The organism is Cellulophaga sp. 20_2_10, from assembly GCF_023476645.1.
Lineage (GTDB): Bacteria > Bacteroidota > Bacteroidia > Flavobacteriales > Flavobacteriaceae > Cellulophaga.
In genome coordinates this window covers 80,185-101,506 of record NZ_JAMCOJ010000007.1, presented here as the reverse complement: position 1 = coordinate 101,506, position 21,322 = coordinate 80,185, and the positions used below count along the sequence as shown (strand labels likewise).

Genomic DNA, 21,322 nt, shown 5'->3' with positions numbered 1-21,322 from the left:
ATTCTAAAACTAGTACTATGAGCTTTTTTTATGCGCTAAATTTAAGTGGGTGCGTCTACTCCCATTTTATATTTCTACACATCTGTTCTACATGCGCTTTCTTCTTTACATAGTATAAGAAAGGTTACCCATAACTAATTGTATACCATTTATAAGTAAATCTTATCCAATTACACATATCCGTAATTGAACACAAAAAAATAGTTTTACATTGTGTTGAAAATTAAGAAAAAGAAGTTTTTCTTAAAACACAGACAGAATAATTAAAGGAACAAAACTTCCGTACATCCTACCATATAGTTTGTACTTTATTAGCAATAGTCATTTTTACAGCATCAGAGTTTAAGTATTCTGCAAGTATCAAGCGGTCAAGCTCATTATTTTCATATAACCAAAGGAGTTCGGTTTTTAGACTTTCATCGCTACAGTCAGCATCTTCTTCATATTGTAAGCTAACGTATTTTATTAATAATTCTTTAGTGTACGGAGTGCACATTAATTCAATGTTTTTTATAATAGATTCCATATGTTTTAGTTTTTATTGGTATTATTTATTTGGTACTTGTGATTGAATTCAAAAAGTAAACTGTGGTGTATTCTCCAGCTATGCCTTTTCTTAAATAGTAGTTCTGGTTGGTCTTTATACTTTTCTTTAATCACTTTCATACGGTATCTAAAAGTACGCTCAGATATACCAGTTAATTCAATTATATGCTTGAATTCGTAATAGTTTTTTTGTTTCATAATTATCTTTATTTACAAATATGCAGCTGCAACTTAAAAGACCATTTTCTTGAAAGATTTATATCATTTTATGAGATAATAATTCTATATTTATTTTTTTAAATTTTCACATTATGAATCGTATTAAAGAAGTACTACACGAAAAAGGTATGAAGCAATCATTACTTGCTGAAAGACTGGGTAAAAGCTATAATATGGTTAATAGTTATGCTGCTAATCGAAGACAACCTCGTGTTCAAGTATTATTTGAAATTGCAGAACTTCTAAACGTTAGTGTGAAAGACCTATTAATTGATAACCAAGCCGTTAAATGAAATTAATCAACAATCAAGACACCTTATTAATCGATGAAATTAAAAGTTTAATTAACGAAAAATCTAAAGTTTATATAAGCTGTAATTTCTTTACTGCTTTTGCTGTTTTTGAGTTAATTGAAACACTAAAAAAGTCTAGTCAAGTCAGTATTTTATTAGATTTAAAATCAGAAGTAGACTTTCAATTTATCCAGAATGATGCTGAGCAAAAATTAAACCTAGCATTAGATAGAAAATATAAAATAAATCAAGTTATTGGTTTAATAGAAGATAAAATCCAGTTTAGAAAAGGGAATACTGCAAACCAAAATATTCTTATTATAGAAAATGAGGATAACTCTATATGCTTTACATTAACACCATTAAATTTAGATTCTGTTAGTTTAGGTCTTATACCTTCTCAGTTTCCCGTGCTTATAAACGCATTAGAAGATACTAATAATACTTTTTTAGGTTTATTTAATAATTCATGGGAAAGCAGTAGTCAATCTTTAAACGATATGGTAGTTGAAGAACTTCAAAAAGGGACTTCAAATTTTACTGGAGAAGCTATTTATAAATATTGTATCCGTGAAATTTTTCATTACTCTACCATAAACGAACGAGCAGATGCAAAATTGGAAAAAGTAGGGCTTAAAGACTCAAAAATATGGAGTATGCTTTATAATTTCCAGAAGGATGCGGTAATTGGTGCTATCGAAAAAATAGAGACTTATGGAGGTTGTATCATTGCTGATAGTGTTGGTTTAGGTAAGACTTTTGAGGCTTTAGGAGTAATTCAATATTATTCTTTGAGAAATGAAAAAATATTAGTTTTAGCTCCAAAAAAACTTAGAGAAAACTGGACTATTTATACATTAAATGATAAGAGAAATGTTTTAACGGAAGATAGATTAAGTTACACTGTTTTAAATCACACAGATTTATCTAGAGAACGTGGTAAGTCTGGAGATGTAGATTTAGAAACTATTAATTGGGGTAATTATGATTTAGTTGTGATTGATGAATCTCATAATTTCAGAAATAATCCCACTAAAAGAGGTATGACTAGATATAAGCGTTTAATGAACGATGTTATCAAGTCGAATATAAGAACTAAAGTTTTAATGTTATCTGCTACACCAGTTAACAATAAAATGAATGACCTTAAAAACCAAATTGCTTTTATTACAGAAGGTGATGATGCTGCTTTTGCTTCACATGGAATCAACAGTGTATCTCAAGTAATGAAAGATTCTCAGCGTAGATTTACTAATTGGTTTAGAGATGGAGACCCAGATAATTTAGATGTTAATGAATTAATGCAGCATTTGGATGGTGCATACTTCAGAATACTAGATATGCTAACAATAGCAAGGTCAAGAAAACACATAGAAAAATATTATGATACCAAAGATATTGGTGAGTTTCCAGACCGTTTAAAGCCTATTACCGTAACTCCAGAAATAGACACAAAAAAGCAGTTTAAAGATATAGAGCAAATTTACGATGAAATTAGTACACTAACTCTAGCTTCTTATACGCCCTTAGGCTATGTAATGCCTCATAAACGTGATTTTTACGAGGAGAAATACGATATGCAAACACATACTGGTAGTGTGTTTAAACAAGTGGATAGAGAGCAGAGTTTAATATACTTAATGCGCGTAAACCTTTTAAAACGTTTAGAAAGTTCAATTCACTCTTTTAAGCTAACGGTAGAAAAACTTATCGGTTTAGTAAATTCCAACTTAAAACAACTGGAACAACATCAAAATGGTAATATAGATTTAGATATTAATATTACAGATATAGATTTAGATGATACTGATTTAGAAGACTTATTAATTGGAGGTAAAACAAAAGTGCTGCTGCAAGATATTGATAGCATACGCTGGAAGCAAGATTTAAGACACGATAAGGACGTTTTAAACAGTTTACTTGCAAGTATTAAGCTCATAGATGTGAACCGTGATGCAAAGCTCTTAAAGCTTAAAAAGCTTATAGAAGGAAAAATTGAAAATCCTCTAAACGGTAACAATAAAAAAGTAATTGTATTTACAGCCTTTGCTGATACAGCAAATTACATGTATCATGAGTTAAATGACTGGCTTAAAAAAGACAAAGGATTAAATGCTGCTTTGATAACGGGTTCTGGTCACAACAAAACCAACATGAAGGATTGCCGTAATGACCTTAATTCCATCTTAACGCATTTTTCACCGCTATCAAAAAAACGTAAAGATATTTATCCAGAAGCAACTAGTGAAATTGACGTGTTGTTCTGTACAGATTGTATTTCAGAAGGTCAAAACTTACAAGATTGCGATTATCTAGTAAACTACGATATTCACTGGAATCCAGTACGTATCATTCAGCGTTTTGGACGTATAGACCGTATTGGCTCTATTAACAAGCAAATTCAATTAGTAAACTTTTTTCCAAGTATGGAGCTCGATAGTTTTATTGATTTAGTAGCTAGAGTTCAAGGAAAAATGGTAATGTTGGATGTGTCGGCAACTGGAGAAGACAATATCATTTCTAGAAACAGTAAGGAAATGCAAGATTTGGACTATCGTAAACGTCAATTAAAGCAGTTACAAGACCAAGTACTAGATTTAGAAGATATTAATGGTAATATTTCTATTACAGATATGACGTTTAACGATTTTAAAATCGATTTAGAAAAAAGTAGCGATGCACAAATAGAAGCCTTAAACGAAATTCCACCAGCATCCTACGCTATTGTAAAGTCTAACTTATCTAGCGTAAAAGAAGGTGTTATTTTCTGTTTAAAAGATACTAGTAACGATATAAGCGACAAACTCAAAAACAACATCTTATATCCCTATTTCTTAGTATACGCTAGTTTAGATGGTGAAGACACCGTTACAGCTTCGCAAACCAAAATAGCTTTAGATTATTTTAGAAAACTATGCATGGGTAACGATAAAGTGCTGCCAGATTTAGTAGCAGAGTTTGATAAAGAAACCAAAGCTACTAAAAAAATGAAAGCCTATACCCAACTACTAAAAGCATCGTTAAAAGATGTGGTTGGTGTACAAGAAGAAGTTGGTTTAGATATGTTAGCCACCCGTGGAGCTATCAACTTACTAAACAAAAATATAGGTAACGATGATACATTACAATTAGTCAGTTATTTAATTATTAAGTAAATGAGTAACCAGTTTAATAGCATATTTAAAATACCAGACCGTAGTCTGGTAGCGCAGCGGTTAACAAAAGCTTTTTTTCTTCGGAATTTCAGCTTATCCACTGCTGAAAAAAAGTTGCTAAACAATACTATTGTCGCTATGGAAATATTGGGACAAGTTAATCTAGAGAAAACAAACATTCCAGTAGTAGTAACGGAAACCGATAGCTACGAGAATATTTTAATAATTACGTGTAGTATTAATAATAACCAGTTAGAAAAGTATACAGATAGTTGTACGCAATTCATACAAAAATATATAGCACACCAAGTGGTTTTGGTAATTGAAGACGGTGACGATTTTGTTATTAATGTAGCCGAAAAACGCATTAATCAAGTAGACAATAATAAACTGGTAGTAGACCAACAGTTTAACACCTCAGTAATATCTAAACTTTATAAAAACGAACAAACCGAAGCCTTTTTTAAAGCTTTAGATTTTAATACGTTAGATAAAACCAATCTAGAAACCACATACAAAAGTTACTTACAAGCAGTAGTACAATACCAAGTAGCAAACAGTACAGGTAGTTTTAATAAAAGAAGCCAGAAACGTACAGAAGAAGATATGGCTAATTTATTAGCCATAGAAAACATAGAAGTAGAAATAACTAGCCTAAAAAGCCAGTTAAGCAAAGAAAAACAACTCAATAATAAAGTAGCTTTAAATGTAGCTATACAGAAAAAGCGACAACACATACAACGCATTAAACACCAACTCACTACAATATGAGCATAGATAAAATACAACAAGGCGATACCCTAACGCAAAGCAAAGATTTAGTAGCAGATAATATAGAAAAGTTAAAACAACTGTTTCCAGAAATTGTTACGGAAGGAAAAATTGACTTTAAAGTATTACAAGATGTTTTAGGCGAAGATATTGAAGAAGAAGATGAATACTATCGTTTTACGTGGGCTGGTAAAGCACAAGCCAGACGAGAAGCACATAAACCAAGTACGGGTACATTAAGACCAGCTAAAGAAGATAGTGTAGATTGGGATACTACCGAAAATCTTTACATTGAAGGTGACAATCTTGAAGTATTAAAACTTCTACAAAAAAGTTATGCTGGTAAAGTAAAAATGATTTACATAGACCCACCATACAATACGGGTAAGGACTTCGTTTATAAGGATAACTACAAAGACAATCTTAAAAATTACCAAGAAGTAACTGGGCAAGTAGATAGTGATGGTAATAAATTAAGTACCAATAGCGATAGTGACGGACGTTTTCACTCTAATTGGTTAAATATGATGTATCCCCGTTTGCGATTGGCTCGTAATTTATTAAGCGATGATGGAATTATTTTCGCAAGTATCGATGATAATGAAGTTCATAACTTGAATAAAGCAATGGAAGAAGTCTTTGGTGAGTCAAATTTTGTAGTTCAAGTAGCTTGGAGAAAATCTGATAATCAAGCAAATATTGGTCAGATAGCGAGAGTCAAAGAGTATATTTTAGGTTATGCAAAAAAGAAAGATGACCTAACAATGTTTAAAATGCCATTAACTGACAAGGCTAAAAAAGAATATAGATACTCTGATAATATAGGTCAATTTAGAAGAGCCATTCTTCTACACAAAACCAGAGGCAGACACTTTTTTGATGTAAAAACAAAATCAGGTAATATACTTAAAGGTCCTTGGATGATAAATGAAGAAGATTTTAAAAAATTAGACTCTGAAGATGCTATATATTGGACTTCAGGAGGAGAAGAACAGCCTTATGGTAAGATTTATTTACATAAATCGAAAGGACAAATTCCAAATGATTTTTGGGGTATTGAATTCGGCACAAATCAAAGAGCTAGTTCGGAAATTGAAGAGCTTTTCGGAAAAAGAGTTTTTGATTTTCCTAAACCCACTTCAATGTTAGCAAACCTAATAAAAATAGGAGCTGATAAAGAAAGTATTATTTTAGATTTTTTTGCTGGTTCCTCATCCTCTGCTCAAGCAGTGATGAATCTAAATTCGCAAGATGAAGGAAAAAGGAAATTTATACAAGTTCAGTTACCTGAAAAGACAAATCCTAAAAGCGAAGCCTTTAAAAATAACTATCAAGTTATCACAGAAGTTGCAAAAGAACGCATCCGAAGAGCAGCACAAAAAATAGCAGAAGAAAACCCAGAAAAAGCTAAAGATTTAGATTTAGGTTTCAAAGTTTTTAAACTAGATAGTAGCAATATAAAAGGTTGGGATGGTAATCCAGAAGAGCTAGAAACTAACTTGTGGGATGCTGTAAGTAATATTAAAAAAGACAGAACAGAAGAAGATGTATTGTATGAGATATTACTAAAATACGGTTTAGACCTAACATTACCGATAGAAGAAAAAGTTATTGAAGGTAAAACGGTTTTTAATGTAGGTTTTGGTGCTTTATTTATTTGTTTAGGAGATAATTTAACAAGCAAAGTAGCAGAAGGTATTGGTCAATGGAAAGAAGAATTGGCTCCTGAAATGTGTCGTGTTATTTTTAAAGATACTGGCTTTACCGATGTAGAAAAAACAAATTCTGTACAAACATTAAAGCGTTTTGGTATCACAGAGATAAAAAGTATATAACGTATGAAAATTCAATTTGATGCTGCGTTAGATTACCAACAAGAAGGTATAAACGCTATAGTAGATATATTTCAAGGTCAAGAAGTTTGTGAAGCTAATTTTACGGTGTATTCTCCAGAGTTTTTAGCAAAACAACAAAACTTTGCTTTTAACGAAATTGGTTATGGAAATCGTTTAACGTTAAGTGAGGGTAAGTTACTGGAGAATGTACAAAACATTCAATTAGCTAATGGATTAAAACCTTCAGAACGTAAAGAAGTTAACCGAAACCATTTAGACTTCACGATAGAAATGGAAACTGGTACGGGTAAAACTTATGTGTATTTACGTTCTATTATGGAGCTGTACCGTAAATATGGGTTTTCTAAACATATTATTGTAGTGCCTTCCATTCCTATTAAGGAAGGTGTTTACAAATCTTTAGAAATTACTAAAGAACATTTTAAGCAGTTGTACGATAACATTAATTATAACTTCTTTATATACGATAGTAGTAAATTAAACGAAGTCCGTGATTTCTCTACTAATGATGGTCTGGAGATTATGGTTATAAATATTGATGCCTTTTCTAAAAGTTTTGTAGACCCTAAAAAAGACAACAAAACCAATATTATACACAGGTATAACGATAGTTTAGGATACAAACCTTTAGACCTTATTAAAAACACAAATCCAGTAGTGTTTATAGATGAGCCGCAAAGCACCATGAGTACGCCTATTCGTAAAAAGGCAGTGAAAAGTTTACATCCTTTATCTATAGTAAGATATTCTGCTACACATAAGGAAAAAGTAAACCTAATGTATAAGTTAGATGCTATTGATGCTTATGACAGAAAGCTAGTAAAACAAATAGAAGTTGGTTCTGTACAAACCGAAGGTGTAAACAATCAAGCTTATATTAAATTAGTTAGTGTAAAAGTTAGTAAAGGATTTCCAGTAGCTAAAGTAGAAGTGGATGCTTTTAAAAATGGTAGTATCACCAGAAAAACCTACACTGTAAAGCAAAATGAAGATTTAGAACAGCTTACAGATAGAATTGAATATGAAGGTTATATTATAAAAGATATTCATGCAGTAGCTGGTAATGAGTATATAGACTTCACTAGTAAAGAAGATGTTATTCGTTTAGGTCAGTCAATTGGTGCTGTAGATGAAAAGCAAGTAAAAACGGCTTTAATAAGTAAGACTATTGAAGAGCATTTAGACAAAGAACTGGTTCTAAACCCTCAAGGAATTAAAGTCTTGAGTTTATTTTTTATTGATTCAGTAGGTAAATACCGTGTGTATGATGAAGAAGGAAATGCTGAAAATGGTGAGTATGCCGAGATATTTGAAAAAGAATATTTAAAATTAATTACTAAACCAAAATACGTAAGTCTATTTGAAGAAATTACCGATGATGAAAAAGATGCTTCGGCTGTTCATAATGGATATTTCTCAATAGATAAAAAGAGTAAATCCAGTAATAAAAAAGATAAGTTCGAGTATTTTAAAGATACTTCTGGTAACGTAAAAGCAGATGAAGACACGTACAGTCTAATTATGCGAGACAAAGAAATGCTGTTAAGCTTTAAGTCTAAATTACGCTTTATCTTTTCGCATTCAGCGTTAAAAGAAGGATGGGATAATCCTAATGTATTTCAAATCTGTACACTTAAAGATGCTGGTAATTCAGAAATAAAAAGAAGACAAGAAATTGGTAGAGGATTACGTTTATGCGTTAACCAAGATGGAGAACGTATTTATGGTCATGAAGTAAATACACTTACAGTAATGGCTACAGAATCTTATAGCGATTTTGTAAGTAACTTTCAAAAAGAAGTAGAATCAGATACTGGTATCCGTTTCGGAATATTAGAGTCTCATAGTTTTGCTAATGTAGTATTAGCTATTGAGGACGAAACACCAGTGTATTTAGGTCAAAAAAAATCTGAAGAATTATTCAAGCATTTATTAACACAAGGTTATATTGATGCTAGAGGAAAAGTGCAAGACGAATTAAGAACCGACCTAAAAAATGATAACGTTAAGTTACCAGAAGAAATTACCGAAAACAAACACGTTTTAAAACAAGTGTTAAGCAATTTAAAAGATGCTGCTGGTAAACTTGAAATTAAAAATAAAGACGAAAAGAAAAGAGTAAAAGTAAATAAACGTGTTTTAGATAGTCCAGAATTTAAAGAACTTTGGGAACGTGTAAAGTACAAAACAACTTTTTCTGTAGATTTTGATTCTGCTAGTTTAATAAAGGAATGTATCAATGCTTTAGATAATAGATTAAAAATTACTAGAGGCAAACTACATTACAGTAAAGCATCTGTATCTATTGATATTGGAGGTGTTCAAGCTGAAATACAAAATAATAGTGTTAGAACAGAAACTTTACATGAAGAAGTAGAAGTACTTCCAGATATTGTTGGTTACCTTCAAAATGAAACACAGCTGACCAGAAAATCTATAGTAGAGATACTTACTGGAACAACGAGGTTACCCTATTTTAAAATTAACCCTCAAAAATTTATTGAAGGCTGTATAGATATTATTAATGAGCAAATGAGAATGCACATTATTGATGGCATCCAATACAAGAAAATTGATAAAACAGAATACTATAGTCAAGAACTGTTTGAGAATGAAGAACTTTTCGGATATTTAAAGAACAACTTAAAAGAGAGTACTAAGTCACCTTACGATTATGTGGTTTATGATTCGGGTATAGAATCGACCCTAGCAAACGATTTTGAAGAAAGTAAAAATATTTCTGTGTATGCGAAACTACCAAACTGGTTTAAGATTGATACACCTCTTGGAACATACAATCCAGATTGGGCTATCCTTTGGAAAGATGAAAATGAAGAAAAGCTATTCTTTGTAGTAGAATCTAAAGGTAGTACTGGACTATTTGATTTAAGACCAAAAGAACAAGGAAAAATTGATTGTGGTAAAAAACATTTTACAGCTCTAGATACAGAAATGATAGTTGCTGCTAATATGGAAGATGTTACTAATGAAGCTATGATGAAGTAAAAACTATTATTTTCAATATAAATACCACTAAGGAATGATTTATAAAAAGATAGAAATATTAAGCGATTTAATAGATAAATATGGTAATTCTATTAACCCGAATTTAAAATCTGTAAAAATATTACAATCAGAAAAGGACTGTTTTATAATGTCACAGTTCAATGATGATATAGAAAAACTATATTTAGAAAACTTAGATATAATTGCTGACGATAATTTTATAGAAGTGTCAGATATAATAAACCCTAGTATGTTTAATCCTCAGAATGAAATAACAGAAAATGTAAAGATATTTCTTGATGAGTTGGATAAAGAAACTATTGCTATGTGTTTTTCTGAAATTATTGTAGAAGATGTAAAAAGTAACACATGAAAAAAGAAATAGTACTTTTAGATAGCCCATTGTATTTTGAATGTCCAGTGACAGGAGAAGTTATACTTGATGAGGAAAATGAAATAAGCAATGAGGCTTCAAGTGCTACTGAATTTATTTATTACGATGGCGAATTCGAGTTTCAGAAGGATTGGGTCAAAGAAGCCTATGAAGATGACTTAATTGATTTTATTCAATTGGAATCTAAGGATTCAAAAGACATTATTTGCTATGAACTTGTTATGGGGTCTGGACCTAGTTTAGATAATTTATTTATTGGAATTAAAAATTAAAGAAATTGTATGAATATAAACAGCACCGCATATTACGATTTACTATTTGAAATAGCAGAGGAAAACAATAAGACTTTACCATATCGTGTTAAAGAATTAAAACGTATTCTTCAATTAATTGCTTCAGACTATACTACTGAAACCTCCATACAATTCCCAAGTTTGTATGCCAGATTAGATTTTATATACAGAAAAGAACAGTTAACTGGAAACCTTGAGAAGAATCTAGGTGCTTTGAGGTTTCATACTAAAACAAATGATACCATTAACCAAATAGATGAAGGGCACTTTTATGGATATTTACTAACTGTAGGTAAATTTATAGAGAAGCTAACATCTAGTCCAATACCAAATTGGTTTGTTGGTATTACAGATAAAGCAACATACGACACTTATGACCCACCAAAAGCCAAAGCGCATTATAATGCCTTAATTGGGTACGTTTGGGATAAAACAAGTAACCATATTATTGTAGATACTGATGATGGGAATCAGTTTAAAATACCATTACTAGATGATTATCTATTAAAAGAATATGCCGATACGCTGGATATAATTCAAGTAGGTGATAAACTATCCTTATTAGAAGTTAAAATTGATGAGAATGACAATTGTTTGCCATTACATATTGTATATCAACCAGATTATTTAATTGATATTTCGGCTGTAGCAGAATGTTTTCAAAACATTGGAGGTAATGAAATAGCACCATGGCAACTGTTTTTTATTAAACGAATGATTGAAGTGGAAGCTTCGGCTGCCTTATTAAAGGGAAATGTTTCTAACTATTTTATGGATGAGTTAGTATATGCTCCTAGAGACAATCAACCTTTATTTAGCAACCTCATAAAAGAAACTTTTAAGAATAGTCCTTTTCAATACACAGTGTTATTTAAAGATGACCAGGAACTAAAAAGTTTTATACAAAAAACAAGAGAGCAATTCGATAATTTAAAACGTGTAGTACAGTTAGATTTTGAAAGTGATGGAGTTGATATAAATAAAGATAGTACAGTTTTAGAACCCGCTTTCATAAACGAAAAAATAGGATTACAAGGACGTTTAGATGTGTTGGACAAATCTAATCAAGCAGCAAAAATTATAGAATTAAAATCTGGACGTTTACCATGGTCAAGAGATAATTCGCCTACAAAAGTTAGCGTCAATCATGCAGCGCAAGCAAGAATGTATCGTATGATGTTACGACAGGTATACAATATGCCAGATAACAATATTGAAGCTGCTATTTGTTATTCCTCAGCTACTATCCAAGGTGAGAATATAAGATGGGTACCTAAATATGTCGATTTTGATAAAAGAATACTAAATACTAGAAACGTTATTGTTAGTAGGGAAAGAGCTGTAGTTTCTGCTGAGAGCAGTGATATTATAAGTCAGTTTTTCAGTGAATTAGGATTTGAAAAACTAGGAATCGATTTGCATCCTAAATTAGAGTGGTTTAGAAGAGATTTTGATGCTATCCAAGACGCTTTAAGAAAATTAGATAATGATGAGTTACAATATTTTTTAGCTTTTTATCAATTTGTTGCTCAAGAACTAATGCTTTCTAAAATAGGCGATGGTAAATATTCTAAAGGTCATGCTGCACTTTGGAATAAGGAAGATGTTAGTGAAAATGATGAAAGTGATGCAATAGAGCCTTTAAAAATTGAGAATAACTATAGTGATGATGAGGTAAATCCAAGATTAATACTAAAACATACTGCTCTTTTAGATTCCGATGCATTTAATTTTAGACGAGGTGATATTTGTGTACTCTACCAAAAAGCCGAAAAGGATGCTATTGTTACCCAGGGCCAGATTTTTAAGTGTTCTATTTCAAAAGAGATAGATAACGATGGTTGTATGGAAGTTGTTTTTAGATACAAGCAAAATGCAGTAGCTAAAGATAAAATTTTCAACAATGATAAACCGTGGTGTATAGAACACGATAGTCTCGACCATTCATTCCATAGCATGTTTAAGAGCTTATTCAAGTTTATCAAAACAGATAGGTCTAAACGAGATTTATTACTGGGAAAACGAGCTCCAGAAGAGTTTGATTGTGAGTTAAAAGAGTATGTTACCGAAGACGAAAATAAAAACTCAGAATCAAGAAAAGAGCAAAATAAAATATTAAGTGAAGCATTATCGGCAAAAGATTATTATCTATTAATTGGCCCTCCAGGAACTGGTAAAACCAGTATCATGTTAAAGCACTTGGTAAGACAGCTTCATAGTTCTGTAGAAGGTAATATTTTGGTTTTAGCATACACTAATCGCGCTGTAGATGAGATTTGTGAGTCGATTAATAATGCTATTATAAATTTTGAAGACCAAAATGATGGGCGTATTAATTTTGGACGAACAGATAGAAACTTTATTAGAATAGGTTCAAGATTAGGAACTGCTACAGAACATCACCATAACTTATTAGATGGCATTGCAGAAGGCTGTACCAATAGAGCTGAACTAGTGGAGGTTTTATCAAAACACCGTGTTTTTGTTTCAACAGTATCATCAATTATTAATAAAACAGAACTGTTTAAAATCAAGAAATTCGATACGGTTATTATTGATGAAGCTTCACAGATATTAGAACCTCAATTGGTTGGTTTATTAGGAAGGTTTAAAAAGTTTATTCTTATTGGAGACCATAAACAGTTACCAGCAGTTTCATTACAAAGTCAAGAACAAGCAAAAAGATTTGATTCTAGTTTAAAAAGTATTGGTATTGGTGATTTGAGAGAGTCTTACTTTGAGAGAATGCTGCGATTATCAAAAGATAAAGGATGGAAACATGCTTCTAATATGTTGAGCTTCCAAGGACGAATGCATAAAAATGTTGCTACATTTCCCAATCACTGTTTTTATGGAAATAAATTAAAGATAGCTGGTTTACGTCACCAAACTGGAGTATTGCCATTCAGAACTTTCGAAAATGACATCCAAAAATATTTAGGAAATAGACGATTATTATATATTCCAAGTAAAGTTACAGAGTCTAGTAACAGAAAAACAAATGAGTTCGAAGCCCAAACCGCAGCAAAACTGGTTCAACAAATTATTGATTTATACAACAATAATGAAGGTGCTTTACTAACTGATAAAAATGAGTTTAGAGAAGTTAAATACCAATCACAAAAAACCATTGGTATTATTACGCCTTACAGGAACCAAATAGCACTAATTAAAAAAGAGTTAGAAAAAGCTGAAATCCCTAATTGGGAAGATATTGCTGTGGATACAGTAGAACGATACCAGGGAAGTCAAAAAGATATTATTATTTTGAGCTTGTGTGTTAATTCACTCGCTCAGTTAGAGTTTTTATCAGCAAATATAACGGTTGATAGTGATACAGGAGAACTTGTGGACAGGAAGCTAAATGTGGCTCTTACCAGAGCGAAGGAGCAACTTATTTTAATTGGGAATCCTTATTACATTTCCAATGTGTCTATCTATTATAAATTAACGCAGTTTATTAAATCTAGAGGAGGTTTAATTGAAGAAGGAGTTGATGGTTTGTTATCTGGAGACATCTCTTTTAATGAAGAACTTGATTTGAAAAAGACCTCTACTGAAGAAGAAGTACAACTACCAGACGCCTCTTTTAATTCGGTTTTTAATGAGCTTGTTTTGAATCCTATAAAAGATAGAAGTCCTAATTATCCACAAGGTATTTTGGGATATGATAATGAATATAACCGCACAACGGTTATTGGTTATGGACGAGCTAATTTTGATGAAGTTATCATTACTCATGAGCCAAAAGACCGTACCTTATTGTATTGCTATTACAATATGAGGAAACATTATTTTTCTCAATTAGCTATTTTTAAATCCTTTGATGAGTTATTCCAAAATGAATTACAAAACAATTCTAAGAAAATGGTCTTTGTCGATTGGGGATGTGGACCATGTACAGCTGGAATAGCACTTCAGTCATATTTAAACACTGCCCAAGAAAATGCTATGATTGAATATGTTGGAATTGATATTTCAACCGCAATGTTAGAAAAGGCCGAATCATTTTTACAATCTTCAATGTTTGGAGCTAATTTTAATTATAATTTGGTGACAAATTTCTCTGATATTGAAGAAGCTCAATTTGAAGATATGCTATCGCAAACAAAGCTTTGCATTTTTAACTTCTCTTATTTTTTTGGAAACATAAACTCAGAACAAGCTAAGCTATTAGCAGAGTTTATTAATCAATTAGTTGAGAGATTTCCATTGAATAAGTACTCTATATTATTCCAGAATTCTGCTATGGAAAAGAGAAATCATAGTTATAATGTGTTTAAAAGAACACTAAAAACATATAATTCAAAATTAAGTAGACGAGAAGTTGTTAGATACAAAAATAACGAAATGTCAAGGTATGAGAAAGATGAAAAAGTGTATTTTGAATTATTAGAATTATAATGGATTTATTTGGAACATATAAAACGGATGAAGAGGTTAATGAAGAACTTGTATCACAAATAAACGGTCTAGTTTATAAAGAGCATTTTCTTACTGAAACTGAAGAGAGAACACTTATCGATATTATTGATAAGCAACCTTGGTTGGATGATTTAAAAAGGAAAGTTCAACACTATGGGTATAAGTATGACTATCGAGCAAGGAAAATAAATCAAAACTTTAGGTTAGGAAAATTACCAGATTGGAGTAAGGGTTTATGTGACAAGCTATTGAGTAAAGGTGTTGTTGATTTTATACCTGACCAAATTATTGTCAATAATTATGAGCCTGGACAAGGTATAGCTATGCATGTAGATTGTGAGCCCTGTTTTAGTGAGACAATTATATCTTTAAGCTTAGCTTCTGACACTGTGATGGATATAAAAAATATTAAATCCAAAGAAAAGATTAGTATTTTGCTTAAACGTAGGTCGTTGTTAGTATTTAGTAACGAATCTAGATATTTGTACGAACATGGTATTGCTTCTCGCAAATCTGACAAATTTAATGAGTCAAAAAGGAACCGTGAGCGAAGGATATCATTAACATTTAGAAAAGTTATTTTGGAGTAAAAATTATGAGAGTCCTCACCAAATCTAGATTTAAATTAGGTTTAGAATGTCCCAATAAGCTATTCTACACTAGAAAAGTTGAGTACTCAAATCAAAAAACCGATGATACATTTTTACAAGCTTTGGCTCAAGGTGTATTCCAGGTAGAAGAACTGGCACGTATGCATTACCCAAATGGAGTTTTAATTGAAGGGAATGATTGGGATTATGAGAGACTAGCAGAACAAACTAAAATATTACTCTTACAAGAAGATATAATCCTATTTGAAGCTGCTTTTTTAATAGACAATCTATTTATGCGGACGGACATTTTAATTAAGCATGGCAGCAATATTAAACTTATAGAAGTTAAGGCAAAATCATATAGCCCTTCCAATGATTATACTTTTATTGGAAAAAAAGGTATAATTTTCCTGTAAACCATAAAGCACCTGTTCTAGAAGTAGTTAAAGAAGCTAATTTTTACAAAATAACTACAAACAAAGGTGACTTTTACAGCAAAACAATAGTAAGCGCTACAGGTACTGCTAAAAACCCTTTTATACCTAAATACCCAAATGATGAAGTTTTTAAAGGAAAACAAATTCATTCTGTTGCTTATAAAAATGCAAACGACTTAAAAGGAAAAAATGTTATTGTTGTTGGTGGCGGAAACTCTGGTGCTCAAATTTTAGCAGAAGTATCTAAAGTTGCTAAAACAAAATGGGTGACACTAAAAGAACCTAAATTTTTACCTAAGGAGATAGATGGCCGTTATTTATTTAAGCAAGCCACAGAAAGCTATGTTACTAACGACACAAAAAGCTATACCGAGAAAGTTTCTTTAAGTGATATTGTACAAATTAAAAGCGTACAAGAAGCTTTAAAAAGGGATGTTTTTAAAGACTATAGGCCTTTTACATCTTTTTATGAAAATGGTGTTATTTGGGAAGACAACACTAAAGAGCCTGTAGATGTAATTATTTGGTGTACTGGATTTAGAGCAAATTTAGAACATTTGTCTTCTTTACGTATTACAGAAAACAATAAAATAAACACAACAGGGACTAAAGCTACAGAGATAACTGGTTTGTGGTTGGTTGGCTATGGCAACTGGACAGGTTTTGCGTCTGCTACAATTTATGGTGTTGGCAAAACGGCAAAGCAAACCGTTAAAGAGATAGTAGCTTATGTTGGAGGTTTGTGAAACAACACCTTAAGTTTTACAATGTTAATTATTAGCTAATTACTTCTCATATTTTATTTTTACTCCTATCTTAGATTGTAAGAAAATCATCTTTTTAAAAGAGATTTTACATACGGAAATCTAAAAAGCAGTCTACCGCATAAATTAATATGAAACATTTTTTACTCTTATTTATTACTAGTTTTACTATACTTTGTAGTTCGCAAACCAAACAAAATAATATAAACAAACTAAGCTCTACAGCTAAAATATGGGGGTTTTTAAAATATTATCATCCAAAAGTAGCAAAAGGAGAAATAGATTGGGATAAAGAACTTTTAGATATATTACCACTAGTACAAAATAGTAAAAACAAAAAAGAACTTTCTAAAATTTATATAAATTGGATCACATCATTAGGTGAAATTGAAATATGTGAAAATTGTACTTTGGTGGATAATGAAAATTACTTTGGTAAAAATTTTGATCTAGATTGGATAAAAGATACAAACCAATTTTCTCAAGAATTAATTGAAAAACTTAAGTTTATTGAAAAAAATAGATTCCAAGGTGATCACCATTATATATCTGCAATTGAAGGAATAGGAAACCTAATTATTAATAATGAAAAAGAATACCCAAGCTATAATTGGGAAGATCAAAATCTAAGATTACTAACCCTATTTAGGTATTGGAATTATATAGAGTACTTTTTTCCCTACAAATATCAAATGGATAAAGACTGGGATACTGTTCTAGAAGAATCAGTTTTAAATTTTTTAAGCCCTAGCACAGAAACAGCTTATCACTTGGCATTATTGGAGTTATTTAGCAATACTAATGATACTCACGCTCTTTTTTACACAGACCTTACAAATAAATACTTTAAATCTTACGCAATACCTGGAAAAAGCAAAATAATAAATAACAAAGTGGTACTTACTCAGCTTTTGAATAACGAATCTGAAACTAATAATGAATGGAAAATAGGTGATGTTATTTTAGAGGTAAATGGAAAAAAAATAAAATCTATTTTAAAGAATATTGATAAGTATATACATGGTTCTAACTCATCTGCAAAATTAAGAAATGCTGCCAGTAAAATTTATAGCGGAGAAGGTGACTCTTTAAAAATTAAATTTGAGAGAAACGGTAAAACAAGTATCAAAAAAATAAAATACAAGCAATTTAATAAAACTACTTACAAAAAAGAAAAATGGAGAATAGTTGATAGTAATATTGGCTATATAAATATGGGTGCAATTACTAAAAATGATGTACAAAAAGTATTGGATACCTTAATAAATACTAAGGCTATTATATTTGACATTAGAAACTACCCCAGAGGAACAATGTATATTATTGCAAACTTCTTATTAGAAAAACCTAAAGAGTTTGTAAAAGCATTAGTGCCAAATCTTAGTTACCCTGGAAAATTTAAGTGGATGTCAACTATAAGTTGCGGAACAAATAATCCAAAAGCTTACAAAGGAAAAGTAATTATTTTAGTAAATGAAGATACTCAAAGCCATGGAGAATTTACAACAATGGTATTACAAACAGCTAAAAAAGCAGTAATAATAGGTAGCCAAACAGCTGGTGCAGATGGCAATGTAAATCATGTAACTCTACCGGGAGACTTTTACACGTATTTTACTGGCATAGGCATTTTTTACCCTGATGGTAGAGAAACACAAAGAATAGGTATAGTTCCAGATATTGAAGTTAAACCTACTATTAAAGGAATAAAAAATGGTATTGATGAAGTATTAGAAAAAGCTATAGAAATAGCAAAATAACTATTAAGAAGAACTAAACTAAAAACAAATTCTTCATTAATTTAAGGCTTTATTATAGTAAGCTCATAAACTCTAAAACAAGTTCTATGAGCTTTTTTTATGCGCTAAATTTAAGTGGATGCTTCTACTCTATTTTTTTAATTACACAGCTGTTTTAAATATGATTTCTATTCTTTTTCCACTTAAAAAATAAGAGTAACTTTAGTCTGTAATTACTAAATTTAGTACCAATGAAAAGCAACTCTGAACATAAAATATACGACTGTATAATAATTGGTGGCGGACAAGCAGGTATGTCTGTTGGTTATTTTTTTAGAAGAACTAAATTAGAGTATCTTATTTTAGATGAGCAAGATACCGTTGGTGGTGCTTGGCTAAAAACCTTGGATAGTTTAAAGCTATTTTAAATTGCATATTGAAAAACTACAATTGTACTTTCTAGAAAATCGGCAATGGATACATTTGTTTCTTTTATTACCTTATGCCCATTTATCCTATCCCTTCACTAGTTCCTTCTGTAGTTAATATGACAATCTTTACGTTGTTGTTTTTTAATAATTTACAAAAAAAATATTTTAAACTTGTAAAGTTGACATCAGTCTTATGCTGTTAATTGATTCTTAAGAGAATCTTAAGAGAAATATTATCTAACTTTAATTAAAAATCGTAAATTTTGTGCGATGAGAATTTTAATAGTAGAAGATGAACCAGGTATATTTAACTTTCTTAAACAAGGTTTAGAGGAAGAATCTTATGCTGTAGACATCGCCGAAGAAGGGAAAAAAGGGCTTAAAATGGCACTTTCAGGCGAGTATAATTTGTTGTTGTTAGACTGGATGGTGCCTGGCATAAGCGGTATTGAAATATGTCGCCAATTCAGAAAAGAATTTCAAGAAACCCCTATTATCTTCCTAACTGCTAAAGACACATTAGACGAAACTATTTTTGGACTTCAATCTGGAGCCAACGATTATATTAAAAAACCATTTCATTTTGAAGAGCTTCTAGAACGCATTAAGGTGCAATTGCGTCCAAAATCTGGCGAACATTCTATCTTCAAACTTGGAGAAATAACACTTAATACGTCTACACACCAAGTATTTAAGGCCGAAGAAGAAATAGCGTTAACCCAAAAAGAGTTTGCCTTATTAGAATATTTAATGCGCAACAAAGGTTTAGTGTGCAGAAGATCTCGAATTATTGAAAACGTTTGGGATATTCACTTTGATTACAACACAGGCGTTATTGACGTATTCATCAACGCACTTCGTAAGAAACTAAAATTAGGAAAAGAAGATAATTACATCCAAACGATTAGAAGTGTTGGTTACATTGCAAAGGAATTATGAATTTGAGTTTTAAAAATAGGATAGCACTACATTATATGATAGCAACTGCAATCATAATGGCGGTAGCATTTACAGCTGTTTATTTTGTAGTGAAAGGCGTGGTGTATCAAAACATAGATAACGACCTTTCTTTTGAAGCTGAAAAACATACCGAAGAAATAAAAGTTGTTGGCGACAGTATCAAAATAAAAAATAGAAAAGAGTGGGAAGAACGCGAGCATAGAGAAGTTCAAGTAAATCCTGTTTTTATTCAGATTTTAGATAAGAACGGGCTATTTATGGACAAATCCCCAAATCTAAAAGATAACCAACTCGATTTCAGTGAAAAAGCTAATTTTGGCGGAAGCTATAATGAGAGTCTTAATAACAAGCCCATTAGACAGGTTCAGTTACCTATTGAAGAAAATGGTAAAATAAAAGGCTTTATAATTGCTGCGATGTCATTAGAAGCATCTCAAATGGTACTATTGAACCTCAGAAATATTTTGCTATTAGTCTATTTGCTGCTTTTGGCGAGCCTTTATTTTATTTCTAAATATATTGCTGGCAGAAGTATTATACCAGTAAAAAATGTAACAGAAACAACCAATAGAATTACCCGTAACAACTTAAATGAACGTGTTGCATTACCGCAGAATAAGGATGAATTATTCGATTTATCTTCTGGAATAAACGACTTATTGCAACGTATCGAGAATGCTCTTGAAAGGGAACGCCAATTTACATCAGACGCCTCTCACGAATTGCGTACACCTTTAGCTACCTTAAAGGGCACATTAGAAGTATTAATTCGTAAGCCAAGAGAACGCGCGGAATACGAAGATAAAATTAAGTTTAGTCTCACGGAAATAGACCGAATGACTGCTACCTTAGAGCAACTTTTACTATTAGCAAGATTAGACTCAAGCTCAAAAACACTGAATGAGTCCTCAATGCCTTTGGCCACCATAATCGACGAAATTCTTACCAGACAAAACAAACAAATAGCTGCTAAAAAAATTTCTATAAATTTCAAAAATGACATTGAGTACGAAACTTTAGTGCCTCAATATTTTAGCAATCTTATATTCGAGAACATCGTTAATAATGCCATAAAATATGCTAAAGATGCCACGACCATTCATATTTCAATTACCCAATCAGGTTCTAAAATAATTTGCAAGGTTAAGGACGAAGGCATAGGCATAAAAAAAGAAGATCTAAAGAAACTATTCAATAATTTCTTTAGATCAGATGCGCTAAACCATAAAAATATTTCTGGTAATGGTTTGGGGCTTTCCATAGCTAAAAAAGCTGCGGATGCTATAAGTGCTAAAATTTACGCAGAAAGTGACTTAGGTATAGGAACAACTTTTACGGTTCAATTTTAAAACAATCTTAATAAATTCCTTTGACTGTCTCAAATTACATTTACATAAGAATTTGCAATAGCACACTATTACTATTTGAAAAAAAAATATT

The 21,322-nt window shown here is 31.2% G+C and carries 16 protein-coding genes and 1 pseudogene; 15 read left to right on the top strand and 2 right to left on the bottom strand.

Annotated elements, in window-relative coordinates:
* Positions 1–289: 289 nt before the first annotated feature.
* Positions 290–496: a hypothetical protein gene (locus M4I21_RS13590; RefSeq protein WP_249559778.1), complete on the bottom strand. Its 207-nt coding sequence runs from the start codon at positions 494–496 to the stop codon at positions 290–292.
* 35 nt (positions 497–531) lie between these two features.
* Entirely contained in the window at positions 532–744 is a 213-nt protein-coding gene (locus M4I21_RS13585; protein ID WP_249559777.1) for a hypothetical protein, read from the bottom strand.
* 113 nt (positions 745–857) lie between these two features.
* On the opposite strand from M4I21_RS13585, the gene M4I21_RS13580 reads away from it, so the two are divergent.
* The 15 genes and pseudogenes from M4I21_RS13580 to M4I21_RS13510 all read left to right on the top strand — a co-directional run bounded on the left by M4I21_RS13580 (position 858) and on the right by M4I21_RS13510 (position 21,231).
* Positions 858–1,058, top strand: coding sequence for a helix-turn-helix transcriptional regulator (locus M4I21_RS13580; RefSeq protein ID WP_249559776.1), 201 nt, complete (start codon positions 858–860; stop codon positions 1,056–1,058).
* The gene (locus M4I21_RS13575) at positions 1,055–4,213 is read left to right on the top strand and encodes a helicase-related protein (protein WP_249559775.1); all 3,159 of its coding nucleotides are present in this window, start codon (positions 1,055–1,057) and stop codon (positions 4,211–4,213) included. The genes M4I21_RS13580 and M4I21_RS13575 overlap by 4 nt, the downstream gene beginning before the upstream one ends.
* Positions 4,214–4,984 (top strand): DUF4391 domain-containing protein, encoded by a 771-nt coding sequence (locus M4I21_RS13570; protein ID WP_249559774.1) that lies wholly within the window; start codon positions 4,214–4,216, stop codon positions 4,982–4,984.
* Positions 4,981–6,819: a site-specific DNA-methyltransferase gene (locus tag M4I21_RS13565; protein ID WP_249559773.1), complete on the top strand. Its 1,839-nt coding sequence runs from the start codon at positions 4,981–4,983 to the stop codon at positions 6,817–6,819. Before M4I21_RS13570 ends, M4I21_RS13565 begins: the two co-directional genes overlap by 4 nt.
* Before the next feature lie 3 nt (positions 6,820–6,822).
* A complete protein-coding gene (locus tag M4I21_RS13560; protein ID WP_249559772.1) occupies positions 6,823–9,846 on the top strand; it encodes a type III restriction-modification system endonuclease in 3,024 nt (1,007 codons plus the stop codon).
* Between the two features lie 34 nt (positions 9,847–9,880).
* Positions 9,881–10,219, top strand: coding sequence for a hypothetical protein (locus M4I21_RS13555; protein WP_249559771.1), 339 nt, complete (start codon positions 9,881–9,883; stop codon positions 10,217–10,219).
* Positions 10,216–10,512: a hypothetical protein gene (locus M4I21_RS13550; RefSeq protein WP_249559770.1), complete on the top strand. Its 297-nt coding sequence runs from the start codon at positions 10,216–10,218 to the stop codon at positions 10,510–10,512. Before M4I21_RS13555 ends, M4I21_RS13550 begins: the two co-directional genes overlap by 4 nt.
* A gap of 9 nt (positions 10,513–10,521) precedes the next feature.
* Entirely contained in the window at positions 10,522–14,937 is a 4,416-nt protein-coding gene (locus M4I21_RS13545) for an AAA domain-containing protein (protein WP_249559769.1), read from the top strand.
* Positions 14,937–15,548 carry an alpha-ketoglutarate-dependent dioxygenase AlkB gene (locus M4I21_RS13540; RefSeq protein ID WP_249559768.1) on the top strand — a complete coding sequence of 204 codons (612 nt, stop codon included), beginning with the start codon at positions 14,937–14,939 and terminating at the stop codon, positions 15,546–15,548. Before M4I21_RS13545 ends, M4I21_RS13540 begins: the two co-directional genes overlap by 1 nt.
* A 5-nt stretch (positions 15,549–15,553) precedes the next feature.
* On the top strand, positions 15,554–15,967 hold the full coding sequence (locus M4I21_RS13535) for a hypothetical protein (RefSeq protein ID WP_349628882.1): 414 nt from the start codon (positions 15,554–15,556) through the stop codon (positions 15,965–15,967).
* An 11-nt stretch (positions 15,968–15,978) separates the two neighbouring features.
* Positions 15,979–16,734, top strand: a pseudogene (locus M4I21_RS13530) (NAD(P)-binding domain-containing protein); the annotation flags it as partial.
* Between the two features lie 149 nt (positions 16,735–16,883).
* The gene (locus tag M4I21_RS13525; protein WP_249559767.1) at positions 16,884–18,512 is read left to right on the top strand and encodes a S41 family peptidase; all 1,629 of its coding nucleotides are present in this window, start codon (positions 16,884–16,886) and stop codon (positions 18,510–18,512) included.
* A gap of 230 nt (positions 18,513–18,742) precedes the next feature.
* The gene (locus M4I21_RS13520; RefSeq protein WP_249559766.1) at positions 18,743–18,919 is read left to right on the top strand and encodes an NAD(P)-binding protein; all 177 of its coding nucleotides are present in this window, start codon (positions 18,743–18,745) and stop codon (positions 18,917–18,919) included.
* Positions 18,920–19,192: 273 nt separating this feature from the next.
* Positions 19,193–19,861 carry a response regulator transcription factor gene (locus tag M4I21_RS13515; RefSeq protein ID WP_249559765.1) on the top strand — a complete coding sequence of 223 codons (669 nt, stop codon included), beginning with the start codon at positions 19,193–19,195 and terminating at the stop codon, positions 19,859–19,861.
* A 35-nt stretch (positions 19,862–19,896) separates the two neighbouring features.
* On the top strand, positions 19,897–21,231 hold the full coding sequence (locus tag M4I21_RS13510; protein ID WP_249559764.1) for a sensor histidine kinase: 1,335 nt from the start codon (positions 19,897–19,899) through the stop codon (positions 21,229–21,231).
* The last annotated feature ends 91 nt before the right edge of the window (positions 21,232–21,322 follow it).

Coding starts and splice junctions, on each gene's coding strand:
- M4I21_RS13590 (WP_249559778.1), bottom strand. CDS start 496: ATGTGCACTCCGTACACTAAAGAATTATTAATAAAATACGTTAGCTTA.
- M4I21_RS13585 (WP_249559777.1), bottom strand. CDS start 744: ATGAAACAAAAAAACTATTACGAATTCAAGCATATAATTGAATTAACT.
- M4I21_RS13580 (WP_249559776.1), top strand. CDS start 858: ATGAATCGTATTAAAGAAGTACTACACGAAAAAGGTATGAAGCAATCA.
- M4I21_RS13575 (WP_249559775.1), top strand. CDS start 1,055: ATGAAATTAATCAACAATCAAGACACCTTATTAATCGATGAAATTAAA.
- M4I21_RS13570 (WP_249559774.1), top strand. CDS start 4,214: ATGAGTAACCAGTTTAATAGCATATTTAAAATACCAGACCGTAGTCTG.
- M4I21_RS13565 (WP_249559773.1), top strand. CDS start 4,981: ATGAGCATAGATAAAATACAACAAGGCGATACCCTAACGCAAAGCAAA.
- M4I21_RS13560 (WP_249559772.1), top strand. CDS start 6,823: ATGAAAATTCAATTTGATGCTGCGTTAGATTACCAACAAGAAGGTATA.
- M4I21_RS13555 (WP_249559771.1), top strand. CDS start 9,881: ATGATTTATAAAAAGATAGAAATATTAAGCGATTTAATAGATAAATAT.
- M4I21_RS13550 (WP_249559770.1), top strand. CDS start 10,216: ATGAAAAAAGAAATAGTACTTTTAGATAGCCCATTGTATTTTGAATGT.
- M4I21_RS13545 (WP_249559769.1), top strand. CDS start 10,522: ATGAATATAAACAGCACCGCATATTACGATTTACTATTTGAAATAGCA.
- M4I21_RS13540 (WP_249559768.1), top strand. CDS start 14,937: ATGGATTTATTTGGAACATATAAAACGGATGAAGAGGTTAATGAAGAA.
- M4I21_RS13535 (WP_349628882.1), top strand. CDS start 15,554: ATGAGAGTCCTCACCAAATCTAGATTTAAATTAGGTTTAGAATGTCCC.
- M4I21_RS13525 (WP_249559767.1), top strand. CDS start 16,884: ATGAAACATTTTTTACTCTTATTTATTACTAGTTTTACTATACTTTGT.
- M4I21_RS13520 (WP_249559766.1), top strand. CDS start 18,743: ATGAAAAGCAACTCTGAACATAAAATATACGACTGTATAATAATTGGT.
- M4I21_RS13515 (WP_249559765.1), top strand. CDS start 19,193: ATGAGAATTTTAATAGTAGAAGATGAACCAGGTATATTTAACTTTCTT.
- M4I21_RS13510 (WP_249559764.1), top strand. CDS start 19,897: ATGATAGCAACTGCAATCATAATGGCGGTAGCATTTACAGCTGTTTAT.